This window comes from Streptomyces griseoruber, from assembly GCF_001514205.1.
GTDB lineage: Bacteria > Actinomycetota > Actinomycetes > Streptomycetales > Streptomycetaceae > Streptomyces > Streptomyces griseoruber.
In genome coordinates this window covers 346,999-362,880 of record NZ_KQ948773.1, presented here as the reverse complement: position 1 = coordinate 362,880, position 15,882 = coordinate 346,999, and the positions used below count along the sequence as shown (strand labels likewise).

Genomic DNA, 15,882 nt, shown 5'->3' with positions numbered 1-15,882 from the left:
CCCACGCGGAGGTCGCCGGCGTCGGCGGTGACGAGGGTGGAGAGGATCTTGACGGCGGTCGTCTTGCCGGCCCCGTTCGGGCCGAGCAGGGAGAAGATCGTTCCTGACGGGACGGCCAGGTCGACGCCGTCCAGGACGGTCTTGTCCCCGAAGGACTTCCGCAGTCCCGTGGCCGCGATGGCGGACGTGTGGGTCGTTGTCGTCATGCGCCGGAGTCTGCGGGGCGCCGCGTTCAGCGGCCTTTCAGCGCGGTTTCACTGACCGGGGCCGGCCGGAATCGCGGTGAAACGGGCTGGCCGGCGCGGCGTCCGCGGCCGTGGGGCGCGCTCCGCGAACACGGACAGACGCAGGACGAGATAGCGGACGATCCCGACGAGTGCGGTGGCCGACAGATACACCGTCTGCTGCACGACGAGTCCGGCGCCGGGGCGGAGCGCGGCGAGCGCGCCGACCGCGGCGGACGTGACCAGCCAGCCGACGGCCATGGTGGCCGCGCTCTTGAGGTGGCCGGCCAGGCCGGGCCGTCCGTGGCCGAACGAGAAGCGGGCATGCAGCTCGGTGGCGGCCATGGTGGAGGCGATGGTGGTCAGCACGTTCGCCGCCGTCCACGGGATCCACCGCGAGAGCAGGACCAGGGCCGCCGAGGCCGCCAGGGTCACCCCGCTGCCCAGCCCGGCGAAGCGTACGAAGGCCGCCGCGTGGCGGTGGATCAGTCGCAGGCCGTTCATGGTGGTCCCCTCCCGAGCCGCTGCCCCTCGCGGGGCCGTCGTCGTCCTGCCCGAGAGCGTGGCCGAACCGCCGTTCATCGCCGTTTCAGAGCGTTTTCAGGGGGGTGGGCGGTGGGGAAACCGGCGTGGGGATGCGCCGGTGCCCGGTCTCCTTAATCCTCATGCGTCGGTCTGCGGCGCCTTAGTACGATCCCCTCGCTGCCCGTACATCAGTGCGTATCCGTGCACTGGGTGCGGGCACTCGAACGGGAGGGATCACTTGACCATGTCCTTAGGCGCGAGAGCCCGTGCAGTCCTCGCTTCTCTGGGAACCCTCGGCCTGGCACTGAGCGCCGCGGCATCGCCCGCGAGCGCGGCCGACGGGACGCCCACCACGCCGACCCAGCTGTTCAACGGATACCGGCACTGCTCGACCGACGCGAGCCGGCCCTCGTACCAGTGGACCGGCGAGGGCCTCGTCGTCGAGGGCATCCCCGGGATCACCGGCAGCACCGGCAACCCCCTGGTCGGCATGCGGTACCAGGCCTGGCCGGTCACCGATCCGACGCGGATCACGACGGTCACCCGCGACCGCGTACCCCTCGGCTTCGAGGCTCCCGCCACCCTGCCCGCCGGCGTCCTCGCCGAGGGGCAGACCTACGCGTGGCAGGCGCAGACCGTGGTCGGGAGCGCGGTCTCGGACTGGTCGGCCCCCTGCTACGTCACGGTCGACAGGACCCGCCCGGCCGACGCGCCCACCATCACCTCGCCGAACTACCCTCCGGACGGGTGGAACAAGGGGGGCGAGCCGGTCGCGTTCACGCTGAGCGCGGGCGGTGTCGACGATGTCGAGGGGTTCGAGTTCTCCTGGCAGCAGGACCTGCCGGTCATCGGCACCAGCATCGGTGACCACGGCATTCCGCAGCCCGTCGACCCGTACGCCGACACGAAGTACTTCAAGCGCGCCGACACGCTCGGCGGTTCGGCCACGCTCAGCCTCGTCCCGCCGAACGGCTCCGGTCCGATGACGCTGTGGGTGCGCAGCCTGGACCGGGCCCACAACGGGTCGGCGATCACCAGCTACACCTTCCTCGTCAGCTCCACGGCGCCCACCGTCACCCCGGCCGTGCCGAAGCCCGAGTTCGGTGAGCCGACCGGGTTCACGTTCCGTCCCGACCCCGAGCTCCAGGCGAAGAGCCCGGTCGTCAGCTATTCCGTGCGGACCACGGGCGTTCAGAACGACAGGCCCTTCGAGGTCGCGGCGGGGGCGGACGGCACGGCGACCGTGGATCTCGCGCTGGACGGCATCTACGGCGGGAACCTCCAGGTGACCAGCAGGAGCGCGAACGGCTGGGTCAGCGACGCGGCCTGGTGGAGCATCAGTTACGACACCACTCCCACCGTCGCCTCCGACGCCTACCCGGAGAACGGTTCGAGCGGCGGCGCCGGTGTCCCGGGCACGTTCACGTTCGCGCCGAAGGTGAAGGACGTCGTGAGCTACACGTACACCTTCAACAACGGTGACCCGGAGGTCACGGTCCCCGCGGACGCCGACCACAGCGCGAGCGTCGACTGGACCCCGGCCTCGGACGGCTGGTACGACCTCACGGTCTACGCGACTACCCGCTCCGGCGTGCAACTGGCGCCCTACGACTACTTCTTCACGGTGAACTGAAACCCGGACCGGCCGCGGGGCCTCCGTGAAAACCTGTTGGCGGACCGCCGCGGCCGCTGCTACTTTCCCGGAGGCCGTGCGAGAGAACGAGGAGGTGGTACCCGTGAACGCAGTATCGACATGGGTGCTCCCCTCCGGGGTCACGGCCGGGCGATAGGTCGTCCGGGAGCGCCGTTCACGAGCACTCCCGAAAGGCACGACCATGCGATTCACTTCTGAGCAGCGCCTCGACGACGGCGTCCTCGAGCGCGAGTTCACCCTCGGCGAGATCCCCGGCACCCTGTGGACGCCCGGATCCGCACCGGCCCCGCTGGTCCTGATGGCCCACAACAACGGCCTGCCCAAGGCGGAACCCCGGCTGGTGGCCCGGGCCCGGTACACGGCGGCGCGCGGCTACGCGGTGGCCACCATCGACGCCGCCGGGTGCGGTGACCGTCCCCGTTCCGCCGCCGACGAGCGGGCCCGTGCCGATCTCCGGCGGGCGATGCAGGCCGGCGAGCCGGTCGACGAGATCCTCGAGTCCTTCGTCGGCCCGCTGGTCGAGAACGCGGTCCCGGAATGGCGGACCACTCTGGACGCCCTCCTCGAACTGCCCGGGACCGGCGGCCCGGTCGGGTACTCCGGAGGGTGGACCGCCCTCGGTATTCGGCTGGCGGTGGTCGAGCCGCGCATCGCGGCCGCGGGCTTCTTCGCCGGGGGGTACGTGCCCCGCGCCCAGCGCGAGGAGGCCCGGCAGATCACCGTTCCGCTGCTGTTCCTGCTCCAGTGGGACGACGAAGGGAACCCACGGCAGCGGGCCCTGGACCTGTTCGACGCCTTCGGCAGCAGGGAGAAGACGCTGCATGCCAATCCGGGAGGGCACACCGGCACCCCGTGGTTCGAGCTGGAGGACGGGTGCCGGTTCCTGGACCGACACCTGAAGTGAGGCCCGGGCCCGCACCTCCGGGTCTGCCTGTGTTGTCGGAGCCGGCTGGTCTACGCTCGGTCGATGACCTTGGAATGGCGGCATGTGATCGTGCACGCGGCGGACCCGGCGGGCCTGGGACAGTGGTGGGCCGACGCTCTCGGCTGGGTGGTGGTCCACTCCTCCGCCGACGAGTTCGCGATCTGCCCGGCGCCGGACCGTCTGCCGGGGCTGGAGTTCGTCCGGCTCGACGAACCCAGGAAGGCCAAGAGCCGACTGCATCTCGACTTCGTCCCGGATGATCAGGAGGCCGAGGTGGCCCGTCTCGTGGCCCATGGCGCTCAGCGGGTCGACATCGGCCAGGGTGAGCAGTCGTGGGTCGTGCTCGCGGACCCCGAGGGCAACGAGTTCTGTGTCCTCGCCCGGCGGCGCCAGGAGGCTACTGCCTGATCCGGGAACCGGTGGCCGACCCCGGAGTCGAGGATCCCGGCGGCCGGACGGTGACCGTCGGCGCGGGTGAAGCCGGCGTCCCCCGGCAGCGCCTCGTTCTCGCCGGTGACGAGGGTGGGGGTCCTGTTCCTGCCGTCGGCCGGGAAGTCCGGGTCGAGGACCTTGAAGGAGAGGGTGCTCGTCTGCCACAACCCGCCTCCGGGCAGGGCCCTCTCAGGGCAGGCGCGGCAGGACGTCCCGGGCGGAGTGGCTCAGGATGCGCAGGTCCTCGGCGAACCGTTCCCGGTGCTCGGCCGGCAGCGGGTCCAGGAAGTAGCGGCGGATGTTCTCCACGTGCAGCCGGGACGCGCGGACGGCGGTCTCCTCGCCGAAGGGGGTCAGCCGCACCAGGCGCCCGCGCCGGTCGTCGGGGTCCTCGGCGCGCTCGACCAGCCCGGCCGCCTCCATCCGGTCCACCAGGCGCGTCGCACCGCCCGTGGTGAGCACCTGCTCCTGCGCGACGGCCCGCATCGACAGGCCCGGCTCACCGGCCCGCCCGAGGATCAGCAGCACCTCGAACATCAGATGGGTGATGCCGCACTCCTGCTCCAGCGAGCGGCCCAGGATGTACTCCAGCCGGTTGGCCGCGCCCTGGAGCCGCCCGAAGGCCAGCACCAGCGCGTTGTTCGCCGCTTCCCTCGGCGAGGAGATCTCCTCCGCCTGCTCGTCCACGCCCACGCCGCCCTTCTCGTCCCCTGGGGGCTCATTCTGCCGGAACCTCCCGAGCCGGTCGGGGGCCCGGGCTTGCGTAGGAGCCCGTCCGGGCCTCCAGGTGAGCGTCCGGTGCGCGTGCGTTCAGGCGAGGGGACGGGGCGTGGCGAACGGGGCCGCGGCCACCCGCCGTACAGCGGTCTGCGTGGCCGCCTGCGGGCGGACCGCGGCGTCGTTGCCGCCGCAGGTGAACAGTTCTGCTTCGATGCGCTCCAGCGGGACATCTCATCCGGGCCCCACGGGCGCGCTCGACCCCCGCGCCGGGGAACGCGGAGGCGGGTCCGTCAGGCCCCCACGTACGCCGCCAGGTGCTCCCCGGTGAGGGTCGAGCGGGCCGCGACCAGGTCGGCCGGGGTGCCCTCGTAGACGACACGGCCGCCGTCGTGGCCCGCGCCGGGACCGAGGTCGATGATCCAGTCGGCGTGGGCCATGACCGCCGGGTGGTGTTCCACGACGATGACGGACTTGCCGGCGTCGACCAGGCGGTCGAGCAGGCCGAGGAGTTGTTCGACGTCGGCGAGGTGGAGGCCCGCGGTGGGCTCGTCGAGGACGTAGACGCCGCCCTGGTCGGCCATGTGCGTGGCGAGCTTCAGGCGCTGGCGTTCGCCGCCGGAGAGGGTGGTGAGGGGCTGGCCGAGGGTGAGGTAGCCGAGGCCGACGTCGGCGAGCCGGCCGAGGATGCGCCGGGCGGCCGGGGTGTGCGCCTCGCCGCCGCCGAAGAACTCCTCGGCCTCGGCCACCGGCATCGCCAGCACCTCGGTGATGTCCCGGCCGCCGAGGTGGTGGTCGAGGACCGCCGCCTGGAAACGCCGCCCCTCGCACTCCTCGCAGGTGGTGGCGACGCCGGCCATCATCGCGAGGTCGGTGTAGACGACCCCGGCGCCGTTGCAGGTGGGGCAGGCGCCCTCGGAATTGGCGCTGAACAGCGCGGGCTTGACGCCGTTGGCCTTGGCGAAGGCCTTGCGGATCGGGTCGAGGAGTCCGGTGTACGTGGCCGGGTTGCTGCGGCGCGAGCCGCGGATCGGCGCCTGGTCGACCGAGATCACGCCCTCGCCGGCCGGGATGGAGCCGTGGACCAGCGAGCTCTTGCCGGAGCCGGCGACCCCGGTGACGACGGTCAGCACCCCGAGCGGGACGTCGACGTCGACGTCGCGCAGGTTGTGCGTGGTCGCGCCGCGGATCTCCAGCTTCCCGGTGGGGGTGCGCACGGTGTCCTTGACGGCGGCCCGGTCGTCGAGGTGGCGGCCGGTGACGGTGTCGCTGCCCCGCAGCCCGGCCACCCCGCCCTGGAAGCAGACGGTGCCGCCGGCGGTGCCCGCGCCGGGTCCGAGGTCGACGACATGGTCGGCGATCGCGATGACCTGTGGCTTGTGCTCCACGACGAGCACGGTGTTGCCCTTGTCCCGCAGCCGCAGCAGCAGGTCGTTCATCCGCTGGATGTCGTGCGGGTGCAGTCCGGTGGTGGGCTCGTCGAAGACATAGGTGACGTCGGTGAGCGAGGAGCCGAGGTGGCGGATCATCTTCACGCGCTGGGCCTCGCCGCCCGAGAGGGTGCCGGCGGGCCGGTCGAGGGCGAGGTAGCCGAGGCCGATCTCCGTGAACGAGTCCAGGCTCTGCCGCAGCGCGGTGAGCAGCGGCCCCACAGTCGGCTCGGAGAGCCCGCGCACCCAGTCGGCGAGGTCACTGATCTGCATCGCGCAGACATCGGCGATGCTCAGCCCCTCGATCTTCGAGGACCGGGCACCCTCGCTGAGCCGGGTGCCGTCGCACTCGGGGCAGACGCTGAAGGTCATCGCACGCTCCACGAAGGCCCGTACGTGCGGCTGGAGCGCGTCGACGTCCTTGGCGAGCATCGACTTCTGGATCTTCGGGATCAGTCCCTCGTAGGTGAGGTTGACGCCCTCGACCTTGATCTTGGTGGGTTCCTTGTGGAGGAGGTCGTGCAGCTCCCGCTTGGTGTAGCGGCGGATCGGCTTGTCGGGGTCGAAGAAGCCGCAGCCCCGGAAGATGCGGCCGTACCAGCCGTCCATGCTGTAGCCGGGGATCGTGAGCGCGCCCTCGTTGAGGGACTTGGTGTCGTCGTAGAGCTGCGTCAGGTCCATGTCGGTGACCGAGCCGCGGCCCTCGCAGCGCGGGCACATGCCGCCGGTTCGGGTGTACGTCGCCTTCACGGCCCGCTGGGCCCCGCGCTCGACGGTGATCGCGCCGCTCGCGCGGACCGAGGCGGTGTTGAAGGAGTAGGCGCTGGGCGGCCCGATGTGCGGGGTGCCGAGCCGGCTGAAGAGGATGCGGAGCATCGCGTGGGCGTCGGTGGCGGTGCCGACGGTGGAGCGGGGGTCGGCGCCCATCCGCTGCTGGTCGACGATGATCGCGGTGGTCAGGCCGTCGAGCACGTCGACCTCGGGCCGCGCCAGGGTCGGCATGAAGCCCTGGACGAAGGCGCTGTACGTCTCGTTGATCAGCCGCTGCGACTCGGCGGCGATCGTCCCGAAGACGAGCGAGCTCTTGCCGGAGCCGGAGATACCCGTGAACACCGTCAGCCGGCGCTTGGGGATCTCGACGCTGACGTCCTTGAGGTTGTTCACGCGTGCTCCGTGCACACGGATCAGGTCGTGGCTGTCGGCGAGGTGCGGTGGGACGGTGTGGGCCATGCGGCTCACGCTACGGGCGGGGCCCCGCCTTCGCTTCTCCATTCCTGACGGGCCTGGTGTGGATCTTGGCGTAGCAGGCGGGGACGGCGGCGCCCTCGTCGTGTGCGCGGGCCCGGTAGGCGCTCGGGGTCTCGCCGACGATCTCGGTGAACCGCGAGCTGAACGAGCCGAGCGAGGTGCAGCCGACCTCGAAGCAGACCTCGGTGACGCTCAGGTCGCCGCGCCGCAGCAGCGCCTTGGCGCGCTCGATCCGGCGGGTCATGAGATAGCTGTACGGCGTCTCGCCGAAGGCGGCGCGGAAGCTGCGGGAGAAGTGCCCGGGGGACATCAGGGCGAGGCGCGCCAGCGCCGGGACGTCGAGCGGTTCGGCGTAGTGGCGGTCCATCGCGTCACGGGCCCGGCGCAGCCGGACGAGGTCCTCCAGGGTCACAGGACCACCATCGCACAGGGGGTGGCACCGCCGAGCGTGGATTCCCCCTTGTATGTATGTTCGTCCTGATATCAGCATGGCTGCTCATGAGCCGAGGAGGCCCCCATCGCCGGCCAGCCCCAGGAAGCCGATGTGCTGCGGACCATGCTGAACCGGCCGGAGTACCGCAAGGCGCTGGTGTTCTGCGGGCTCATCGGCATCCCGGTGGCGCTGATCGCGTTCTGGTTCCTCGTCACGGTCAACAAGCTGGAGCGCCTGATCTGGCAGGAGTGGCCGAAGGACCTGGGCTGGAAGCAGGCCCCCTGGTGGTGGGCGCTGCCGCTGCTGACGGTGGCGGGGCTCGTGGTCGGCCTGGTGGTCGCCCGGTTTCCCGGGCGGGGCGGGCACCTGCCGGCGGGCGGCCTGCACGCGGGCGGGCTCAGCAAGGAGGCGCTGCCCGGTGTCGTCGTGGCCGCCATGGCCGGTCTGCCGCTCGGAGTGGTGCTGGGCCCGGAGGCGCCGCTGATCGCCCTGGGCGGCGGTCTGGCGCTGCTCCTCGGGAGCCTGGTGCGGGCGCCGCAGACGGAGGCGAGCCGGGGACTGCTGGGGGCGGCCGGGTCCGCGGCGGCCATCTCGACGCTGTTCGGGAACCCGCTGGTGGGCGCGGTGCTGCTGATGGAGGTGGCCGGGGTGGGCGGGCCGCAGCTGTTCGCGGTGATGCTGCCGGCCCTGCTGGCCAGCGGCGTCGGGGACATGATCTTCACCGGGTTCGTGCACTGGACCGGCTTCCAGACGGGCAGCCTGGACATCGGCCTGCCCGAGCCGCCGCCGCTCGACTGGCCGGACGTGCTGTGGGCGCTGGCGCTGACGCCGGTCATCGCGTTCGCCGTCCACTGGATCTTCGTGGGCGGGCGGTTCACCGCCGGGTTCGTCACGACCCACACCCTGCGCAACACCGCCCTGTGCGGCATCGGTGTCGCGGTCTGCCTCACCCTCTACGCGCTCACCACCGGGCGGTCGCCGGCCGAGGCCGCCCTGTCCGGGGAGTCCGCCCTGTCCGAGCTGGCGAAGGACCCGCACGCCTGGCCGGTGGGTGCCCTTGTCGCGGTACTCGTGTTCAAGTCCCTCGCCTACGCACTGTGTCTGGGCAGCCTGCGCGGTGGCCCCGTCTTCCCCTCGCTGTTCCTCGGCGGGGCGGCCGGTGTGCTGCTGGCACCGCTGCCCGGACTCGGCCTGGTGCCGGCGATGGCGGTCGGGATGGCGGCCTCGCTGACCGCGGCCCTCAGGGTGCCGGTGAGCAGTGTGGTGCTGGTCGTGCTGCTGCTGGGCAATGTGGACACGGTGGCGCTGGTGGTGCTGGCCGCCGTGCTCTCCTTCGTCGTGGTCGAGATGCTGCCGCAGGGGCCGGCGATCCCCCCGTTCAGCGAACCGGCATCCGGTCGAGCGCGTCGTCCAGCGTCGAAGCGGCCATGATCAGCGACAGATGGGTGAAGGCCTGCGGGAAGTTGCCGAGCTGCTCCCCGCTCGGGCCGATCTCCTCGGCGAACAGGCCGACGTGGTTGGCGTACGTATGCATCTTCTCGAAGGTGTAGCGGGCCTGCGGGAGCCGGCCGGCGCGGGCGAGGGCGTCGACGTACAGGAAGGTGCACAGGCTGAACGTGCCCTCCGAGCCGCGCAGTCCGTCGGGCGAGGCCGCCGGGTCGTAGCGGTAGACCAGGCTGTCGGAGACCAGCCGCTGGTCGATGGCGTCGAGGGTGGACAGCCAGCCGGGGCTGCGCGGGGCGATGAAGCCGACGCGCGGGGCGATCAGCAGCGAGGCGTCGAGGACGTCGCCGCCGTAGTGCTGGACCAGCGCCCGTTCCTTCTGGCTCCAGCCGCGTTCCATGACCTGTTCCAGGATCTCGTCGCGGGCCCGGGTCCAGCGCTGGGTGTTGGCGGGGCGCCGGAACTCCTCGGCCATCCGCAGGCAGTTGTCGAAGGCGGCCCAGCACATCACCCGGCTGTAGGTGAAGTCCTTGCGGCCGCCGCGGGTCTCCCAGACGCCCTCGTCGGGCCGGTCCCAGTGGTCGCTCAGCCAGTCCATCAGCCGGGTCAGGCCCTTCCAGCCGTGGTAGCCGACCTGCTGGCCGATCTCGTCGATGCCCTCGGACATCGCGTAGAACACCTCGCCGTAGATGTCGAGCTGGAGCTGGTCGGCGGCGGCGTTCCCGGCGCGTACGGGGCCGGATCCGCGGTAGCCCTCGAAGTGGTCGAGGGTCTCCTCGGTCAGCACGGGATCGCCGTCGACCCGGTACATGATCTGCAGCGGTTCGGTGCCGGAGCCGTCCCGGGCCCGCAGCCGGTCCCCGAGCCAGCGCACGAACTGGGCGGCCTCCTCCACGAAGCCGAGGTCGAGCAGGGCCCGCACGGACAGCGAGCCGTCGCGCACCCAGGTGTAGCGGTAGTCCCAGTTGCGTTCCCCGCCGACCTGCTCGGGCAGTCCCATGGTGGCGGCGGCGACGGGAGCGCCGCTCGGGCCGTAGGTGAGGAGTTTGAGGGTGATGGCCGAGCGGTTGACCATGTCCGGCCAGCGGCCCCGGTAGCGGGAGGTGCGCACCCAGCGCTGCCAGAAGTCGATGACGTCCCACATGCCCGCCTCGACCGAGTCGGCGGTCGGCGGCGGCGGAGCCTCGCCGTCCGGGCCGCACACGGTGAACACGGCCGCCGCCGACTGACCCGCGTTCAACGTGACGGAGCCGCGGACGTCCGTGCCGTGCGGCTCCAGCGGGAACGTCGTCTGCAGATACCCGGTCGCCCCGCGGGTGCGGAAGGCGGCGGACCCGTCGGCCAGGTCGAGGGTGTGGCTCGCCCGGCCGTAGTCGAAGCGGGGCCGGCAGTCCAGGTCGAAGCGCACGGTGCCGCGCACGGTCCGCACCACCCGCACCACGGAGTGCCGGTCGGACGGGGTGCGGCCGGCGATGACGGGCATGTGGTCGAGGACCTCGCCGACCCCGTCCGGCGACAGGAACCGGGTCACGACGACGGCGCTGTCCGGGTAGTAGAGCTGGCGGCGCGTCACATCGGAGGCGGTGGGCGCGAACAGGAAGTGTCCGCCGCGGTCGTGGTCCAGCAGGGACGCGAAGACGCTGGGCGAGTCGAAGCGGGGCGCCGCCAGCCAGTCGACGACCCCCTCGGAGGTCACCAGCGCGGCGGTCTGAAGATCCCCGATCAGCCCGTGGTCGGCGATGGGCGGGTAGCGGTCCATGGTGGTCTCCCCTCGCTCTTCACGCCGACTCGGCGGGGACCCGTCCCGCCTGGATCGCGTCGAGGAGGGCCTGGTGGTCCTTCTCGTTCTGGTCCGCGTACAGCTCGGCGAAGGCCGCCAGCGCGCGGTCGAAGACATCGCCGCCGCCCAGGTAGGAGGCGATCGCGATGCGGTCGCCGGAGCGGGCGTGGGCGCGCGCCAGGGTCGCCCCGCAGACCTGCGCGAACACGGTCATCCGCTTCGGCGACATGCTCTCGGCGACCGCGATGCCCTTCCAGTCCCGCAGCTGGCGGACGTAGAAGTCGCGGCGGCGGCCGTCGATGCCGGTGGTGCGTTCCCAGCCGAGGAAGATGTCGCTGGTGGCCTGCATCAGCCGCTGTCCGCTGACGACCCGCTCGCCCTGGGTGCGGAACCCGCCGGAGCCCGCGTACGGCGCGAGCACCGACTCGTCGGCCTCCTTCGCCTGGAGGAACAGCGGGTCCTCGTCGTCCCTGCCGAGCAGCAGCACGATCCAGCAGCGGGTGCCGACGCTGCCCACCCCGACGACCTTGCGGGCCACGTCGGCGACGCGGTAGCTCTCCAGCAGGAACCGGCGGTCGGACTGGAGGGTCTGCCCGTAGCGTTCGACGAGCCGGCTGATCTCCGTCACCAGCGCCCCGCTCTCGGCCTTCGGCAGCAGGTCTTCGAGCCGGACCAGCAGCGGCGGGTCGTCGGCGATCAGCCGCTTTCCGCCGACGACATGGGTCAGCTTGTCGAAGACCTGCACGGTGTCGTGGCCCCGGGCCCGCTCCCGGGCCTCCTCCCACCGCTCCAGGTTCTTCCCCCCGGCCTGCGGGGCGAACTGCCTCTGGAGCTCGTCCGCCTCGAAGCGGGTGTAGTAGACCTCCAGGTTGCCCATCCCCGCGAAGGACCGCATCCATCCGCGGTACGACCGCACGGCCCCCCGCACCACGGCCGCCCGTTCCTTGGCGCTGAAGCCGTTGGCCCGGCCCGCGATGACCAGGCTGGCGGACAGCCGTTTGACGTCCCACTCCCAGGGCCCCGGCAGGGTCTCGTCGAAGTCGTTGATGTCGAACATCAGGCGGCGCTCCGGCGAGGCCAGCAGCCGGAAGTTCAGCATGTGCGCGTCCCCGCAGCACTGGACCCGGATGCCGGTGCGGGGTGTCTCGGCGAGGTCGGCGGCCATGATGGCGGCGGCCCCCCGGTAGAAGCGGAACGGCGACTCGCTCATCCGCCCGTAGCGGATCGGCACGAGTTCCTGGACCCGCTTCGCCGACTGTGTCTCGATGATGTCCACCGGGTCCGTGCGCTTGGGCGGCGGGGTGAACTCGGCGTGCGCGGACCGCGGCACGTCGGACCGGGCGGCCCGGCCGCGCTCGGCGCGCTCCTTCGGGGTGCGGTGGCGCAGGTCGTGACCGGTGTGGCTGCTCTCGCTCATTGCAGACGCTCCACGATGTGGTCGCCGACGCGCAGGGCGTTGGCGATGGCCGTCAGCGACGGATTGACCGCGCCGATGCTCGGGAAGAAGCTCGTGTCCACGACGTAGAGGTTGTCGAGGTCGTGGGCCTTGCAGGTGACGTCGAGCGCGGAGCTCGCGGGGTCGTGGCCGAAGCGGACCGTGCCGGCCTGGTGGGCGGTGGCGCCGATGGGCATGCCCTTGTGCAGGTAGATGCTGTGCGACAGCAGCCGGTGTTCGTGCATCCCGAGGTGTCCGAGCAGATGCTGGAGCCTGTGCCGCAGCCGGTCCAGTCCGGCGGTGTTGTTCTTCTCGTCCAGGGCCAGATGGACGGCGCCGTCGCGGTCGAGGGTGACCCGGTTGCCGGGGGCGGGCAGGTCCTCGCCGCACAGCCAGAAGTCGACCGCGTGACGGGCGAGCACCTCGAAGGGCATGTCCGGGGAGACCGCGCCCGCCCAGCGGGGCGCCTCCCCGTGGATCTGGTCGGCGTCCGACTTGCCGAGCATCTGGATGCCGCCGAGGGGGAAGTCCCAGTCGTCGGCGCCGAGATACCAGTCGTGCAGGGCGAGCGTCTTCTGGAACCGGGTGTCGTTCGGCTCCCTGGAGACGGCCATCAGCGCGAGGTTGTTGTGCCGCATGTAGTACCGGCCCACCACGCCCGAGCTGTTGGCCAGGCCGTCCGGGTGCCGGTCACTGGCCGACCGCAGCAGCAGGACGGCGGAGTTGACCGCGCCGCAGGCCACGACCACGACGTCGGCGCCGAACCGCTCGGTCGAACCGTCCGGCAGCACCGCCTCGACCGCGGTCACGGCACGCCCCGCCGGGTCGGTGACCAGGCGGCGGACCTCGGCGCCGGTGAGCAGCTCCACGTTGTCGTGGCGCAGCGCCGGGTCGACGCAGACGACCTGGGCGTCGGACTTGGCGCCCAGCAGGCAGGGGAAGCCGTCGACACGGTCGCAGCGGATGCACACGCTGTCGTGGGTGGCCCGGCCCCGCTCGTCCTGGATGAGGTCGACGCCGATCGGCAGATGGAAGGGATGCAGGCCCTGCTTCTCCAGGTCGTCGCTCAACTGCTGGATGCGCGGCTCGTGCTGGACCGGTTCATGGGCGTACTGCGCGCTCGTGGGCCCCTCGGTGGGGTCCTCGCCGTGCCGCCCGTGCACCCGGTAGAGGTGCTCGGCCTGGGTGTAGTACGGCTCCAGGTCCTCGTACGACAGCGGCCAGGCCGGGGAGAGACCGTCGTGGTGGCGCAGCTCGCCGAAGTCCTCGGGGCGCAGCCGGAACAGGGCGGCGCCGTAGAACTTGGTGTTGCCGCCGACGTAGTAGTTGACCTCGGGCGGGAAGGCGTTGCCGTGTTTGTCGTACCAGAACTCGGGGGCGCGGTACTTGCCGCGGACGAAGACCGCCGTGGAGTCCCAGTTGTCCCGTTCACGGGGGAGGTAGTCACCCCGTTCGAGCATCAGGACGCGCTTCCCGCTGGGCGCCAGCCGGTGGGCGAGGGTGCCGCCGCCCGCACCGGTGCCGATGACGATGACGTCGTAGTGCCGCGCTTCGGACATACGGACCGCCGTCCTCGGAGCACGTGCATGCTCCCGGTGGGAAGGGAACAGGAGTCATTCCGGTGGTGGTTCGTTCGGCCGCGGTCCGCCTTCCAACGTATCCCCGGACCGGGGGCCCGGCGAGTCGGCCGGGGCGGGTGTGCCCAGGTGGCGGGCCGCCCAGGGCTCCCGGGCGACGACCGCGCCCGCGGTGACGCACAGCGTGATGACGACGCACAACGTGATCAGCCAGGACAGCAGGGTGAAGACGGCGCCGAGCGAACCGTACTTCGCCAGGCTGTGGTTGAGGGCCCGGGGCACGTACAGGGACGCGGTGGCGGTGAGGACGCCCAGGGCGGCTCCGGTCAGCAGCGCGCCCGGCAGCAGCGGCAGCCAGGGCACCCGCGCGGTCAGCAGGAGGTGCTGGGTCCACCACCACAGGAAGACCTCCGCGAGGAGCAGCAGCGGCACGCCCAGCCAGAGTCCCAGGCCGAAGCCGTCGCGCAGGCTCCCCTGGACGCCGATCATGAGCAGCCAGGCCGCGAGCCAGGCGAGCCAGCGCCAGGCGGCCACCCGGGCGCTCGCCCCGGGCATGCTCCAGGCGCGTTCGCAGAGCCGCTGCATGGCGCGGCTGCACGCGGTGGCCGCGATCAGCACCATGAGGGTGCTGACGAACCCGGTGGTCTGACGGACCTCGTCGGAGGGGTCGCCGGTGTTCAGGAGGGTCTTGCGCAGCTCCTCGTCCACGGTTCCGGACAGTCCGAAGACATGGTGCAGGGAGTTGAGGAGCTGCTCGCGCAGCGCCTGCGGGGCGAGGGAGGCCACCACGAAGATCAGCGGGACCGCGGTGAGGAAGGTCTGGGCGGCCAGCCGGGTCGCGGAGTCGAGGACGTTCACCGAGATCAGATGCGACATGAGGTGGGTGATCAGCGGGAACCGGGTCTCGGCCCGGCCGCGCACCCCCTTCAGCCAGGCCCCGGCCGCGGCACCCCGTGCCCGCCATCGCCCCCGCCGCCGCGACCGGCGGCCCGCCCGGCCCCCTCCGGCCCCTGTCCCTGCCTGCATGCTGCCAGCCTGCCGCCCCGGCGATCACCCGGCTCGCGGCGGAAGCGGAACGGGTGACGGGGCGGGCGGCCGACGGCGAGGCCGGCCGGACGCCGGGGTGCGGGGGCACGGCCGGGCGGTGACCATGGGGCCATGGGTGGAAGGCGCCGCGCGGTGGGGGGCGCGGGGCCGCGCAGGGGCCGCGATGGTGCTTGACCTGGTGCTGATCGGCGTGGCGATCGCCGTGTTCCCGTTGTCGGTGACGGCGTTCGTGCTGGTGCTGTCGGCGCGCGGCGGGACCTGGAAGGGCCTCGCCTTCATCGTCGCCTGGCTCGGCTGCTTCGTGGCCGTCCTGGCCGCGGTCCTGCTCACCACCGGCGGGAAGCCCCCGGCCCCCCGTTCGCCGCCGTCCACCGCCGCCTCCGCCGTCAAGCTCGCCATCGGCGTGGGGCTCCTCTGGTACGGCTGGCACCGGCATCGGCGCCGACCCCGGCACCGCAGGTCCCCCGGCGGCATGATGGCCCGGCTCGACCGGATCTCCGGGTGGACCGCGGCGGGGCTGGCGCCGCTGCTCCAGCCGTGGGGGCTCGTGGCGGCCGGGGCGGCGACCGTGGTGGGCGCCGACCTGTCCCACACCTCGTCCTCTGTGGCCCTGGTCGCGTACTGCGTCATCGCCACCAGCAGCCTGCTGGCGATGGAGGTGTACACGATGCTCGCCCCCGACTCGGCCCGCACGCGCCTGGGCGGGCTGCGCACCTGGCTCGAAACGCACCAGGAGCAGGCCCTCGTCGCCGTGGCGCTGGTGGCGGGGCTGTTCCTGGTGGGCCGGAGCATCCACCAGCTGACGTCCTGAGCCCGCCCGGACGGACGGCGCCGGCCGGACCGTCCCGGACGGACACCCCCGGACCGACGGCCTCGGACCGACCGCCCCGGACCGACACCCTCAGACCGACCGCCCCGGACCGACGCCACCGAACCGACACCCTCAGACCGACCGCCCCAGACCGACGCCACCGGACCGACAGCCCCGAACCGACCGCCCCAGACCGACGCC

14 protein-coding genes are annotated in these 15,882 nt (G+C 72.2%); 5 read left to right on the top strand and 9 right to left on the bottom strand.

Annotated elements, in window-relative coordinates; genetic code table 11:
- A partial coding sequence (locus AQJ64_RS27560) for an ATP-binding cassette domain-containing protein (RefSeq protein WP_159060311.1) occupies window positions 1–206 on the bottom strand: 206 nt, incomplete at its 3' end.
- 48 nt (window positions 207–254) lie between these two features.
- Entirely contained in the window at window positions 255–728 is a 474-nt protein-coding gene (locus AQJ64_RS27555) for a hypothetical protein (protein ID WP_055632462.1), read from the bottom strand.
- 265 nt (window positions 729–993) lie between these two features.
- Here AQJ64_RS27555 and AQJ64_RS27550 point away from each other — a divergent pair, with 265 nt between their 5' ends.
- The 3 genes from AQJ64_RS27550 (at window position 994) to AQJ64_RS27540 (ending at window position 3,736) form a co-directional block, all read left to right on the top strand.
- Window positions 994–2,382 carry a hypothetical protein gene (locus tag AQJ64_RS27550; RefSeq protein WP_055632463.1) on the top strand — a complete coding sequence of 463 codons (1,389 nt, stop codon included), beginning with the start codon at window positions 994–996 and terminating at the stop codon, window positions 2,380–2,382.
- Window positions 2,383–2,584: 202 nt separating this feature from the next.
- Window positions 2,585–3,307 (top strand): dienelactone hydrolase family protein, encoded by a 723-nt coding sequence (locus AQJ64_RS27545; protein ID WP_055632464.1) that lies wholly within the window; start codon window positions 2,585–2,587, stop codon window positions 3,305–3,307.
- 63 nt (window positions 3,308–3,370) lie between these two features.
- Window positions 3,371–3,736 (top strand): VOC family protein, encoded by a 366-nt coding sequence (locus tag AQJ64_RS27540; RefSeq protein ID WP_055632465.1) that lies wholly within the window; start codon window positions 3,371–3,373, stop codon window positions 3,734–3,736.
- Window positions 3,737–3,949: 213 nt separating this feature from the next.
- On the opposite strand, the gene AQJ64_RS27535 is transcribed toward AQJ64_RS27540, so the two are convergent.
- From AQJ64_RS27535 to AQJ64_RS27525, 3 genes are all read right to left on the bottom strand, one after another.
- Window positions 3,950–4,447 carry a MarR family winged helix-turn-helix transcriptional regulator gene (locus AQJ64_RS27535; protein WP_055632484.1) on the bottom strand — a complete coding sequence of 166 codons (498 nt, stop codon included), beginning with the start codon at window positions 4,445–4,447 and terminating at the stop codon, window positions 3,950–3,952.
- A 323-nt stretch (window positions 4,448–4,770) separates the two neighbouring features.
- Window positions 4,771–7,137, bottom strand: a complete 2,367-nt coding sequence (locus tag AQJ64_RS27530; protein ID WP_055632485.1) for an ATP-binding cassette domain-containing protein — start codon at window positions 7,135–7,137, stop codon at window positions 4,771–4,773.
- Between the two features lie 10 nt (window positions 7,138–7,147).
- Entirely contained in the window at window positions 7,148–7,567 is a 420-nt protein-coding gene (locus tag AQJ64_RS27525; RefSeq protein ID WP_055632466.1) for a helix-turn-helix domain-containing protein, read from the bottom strand.
- 144 nt (window positions 7,568–7,711) lie between these two features.
- Here AQJ64_RS27525 and AQJ64_RS27520 point away from each other — a divergent pair, with 144 nt between their 5' ends.
- A complete protein-coding gene (locus AQJ64_RS27520) occupies window positions 7,712–9,019 on the top strand; it encodes a chloride channel protein (RefSeq protein WP_079061980.1) in 1,308 nt (435 codons plus the stop codon).
- Here the strand turns inward: AQJ64_RS27520 and AQJ64_RS27515 are convergent.
- Genes AQJ64_RS27515 through AQJ64_RS27500 form a run of 4 tightly spaced genes read right to left on the bottom strand, consistent with a single transcriptional unit; the run spans window position 8,967 to window position 14,849 of the window.
- Window positions 8,967–10,790: a glycoside hydrolase family 15 protein gene (locus AQJ64_RS27515; protein ID WP_055632468.1), complete on the bottom strand. Its 1,824-nt coding sequence runs from the start codon at window positions 10,788–10,790 to the stop codon at window positions 8,967–8,969. The genes AQJ64_RS27520 and AQJ64_RS27515 overlap by 53 nt on opposite strands.
- Window positions 10,791–10,809: 19 nt before the next feature.
- The gene (locus AQJ64_RS27510; RefSeq protein WP_055632469.1) at window positions 10,810–12,228 is read right to left on the bottom strand and encodes a DUF2252 domain-containing protein; all 1,419 of its coding nucleotides are present in this window, start codon (window positions 12,226–12,228) and stop codon (window positions 10,810–10,812) included.
- Window positions 12,225–13,805, bottom strand: coding sequence for a GMC oxidoreductase (locus tag AQJ64_RS27505; protein WP_055632470.1), 1,581 nt, complete (start codon window positions 13,803–13,805; stop codon window positions 12,225–12,227). Before AQJ64_RS27505 ends, AQJ64_RS27510 begins: the two co-directional genes overlap by 4 nt.
- Window positions 13,806–13,859: 54 nt before the next feature.
- Window positions 13,860–14,849 (bottom strand): YhjD/YihY/BrkB family envelope integrity protein, encoded by a 990-nt coding sequence (locus AQJ64_RS27500; protein ID WP_079061966.1) that lies wholly within the window; start codon window positions 14,847–14,849, stop codon window positions 13,860–13,862.
- A gap of 184 nt (window positions 14,850–15,033) precedes the next feature.
- On the opposite strand from AQJ64_RS27500, the gene AQJ64_RS27495 reads away from it, so the two are divergent.
- Entirely contained in the window at window positions 15,034–15,681 is a 648-nt protein-coding gene (locus AQJ64_RS27495; RefSeq protein ID WP_059203075.1) for a GAP family protein, read from the top strand.
- Window positions 15,682–15,882: the final 201 nt, after the last annotated feature.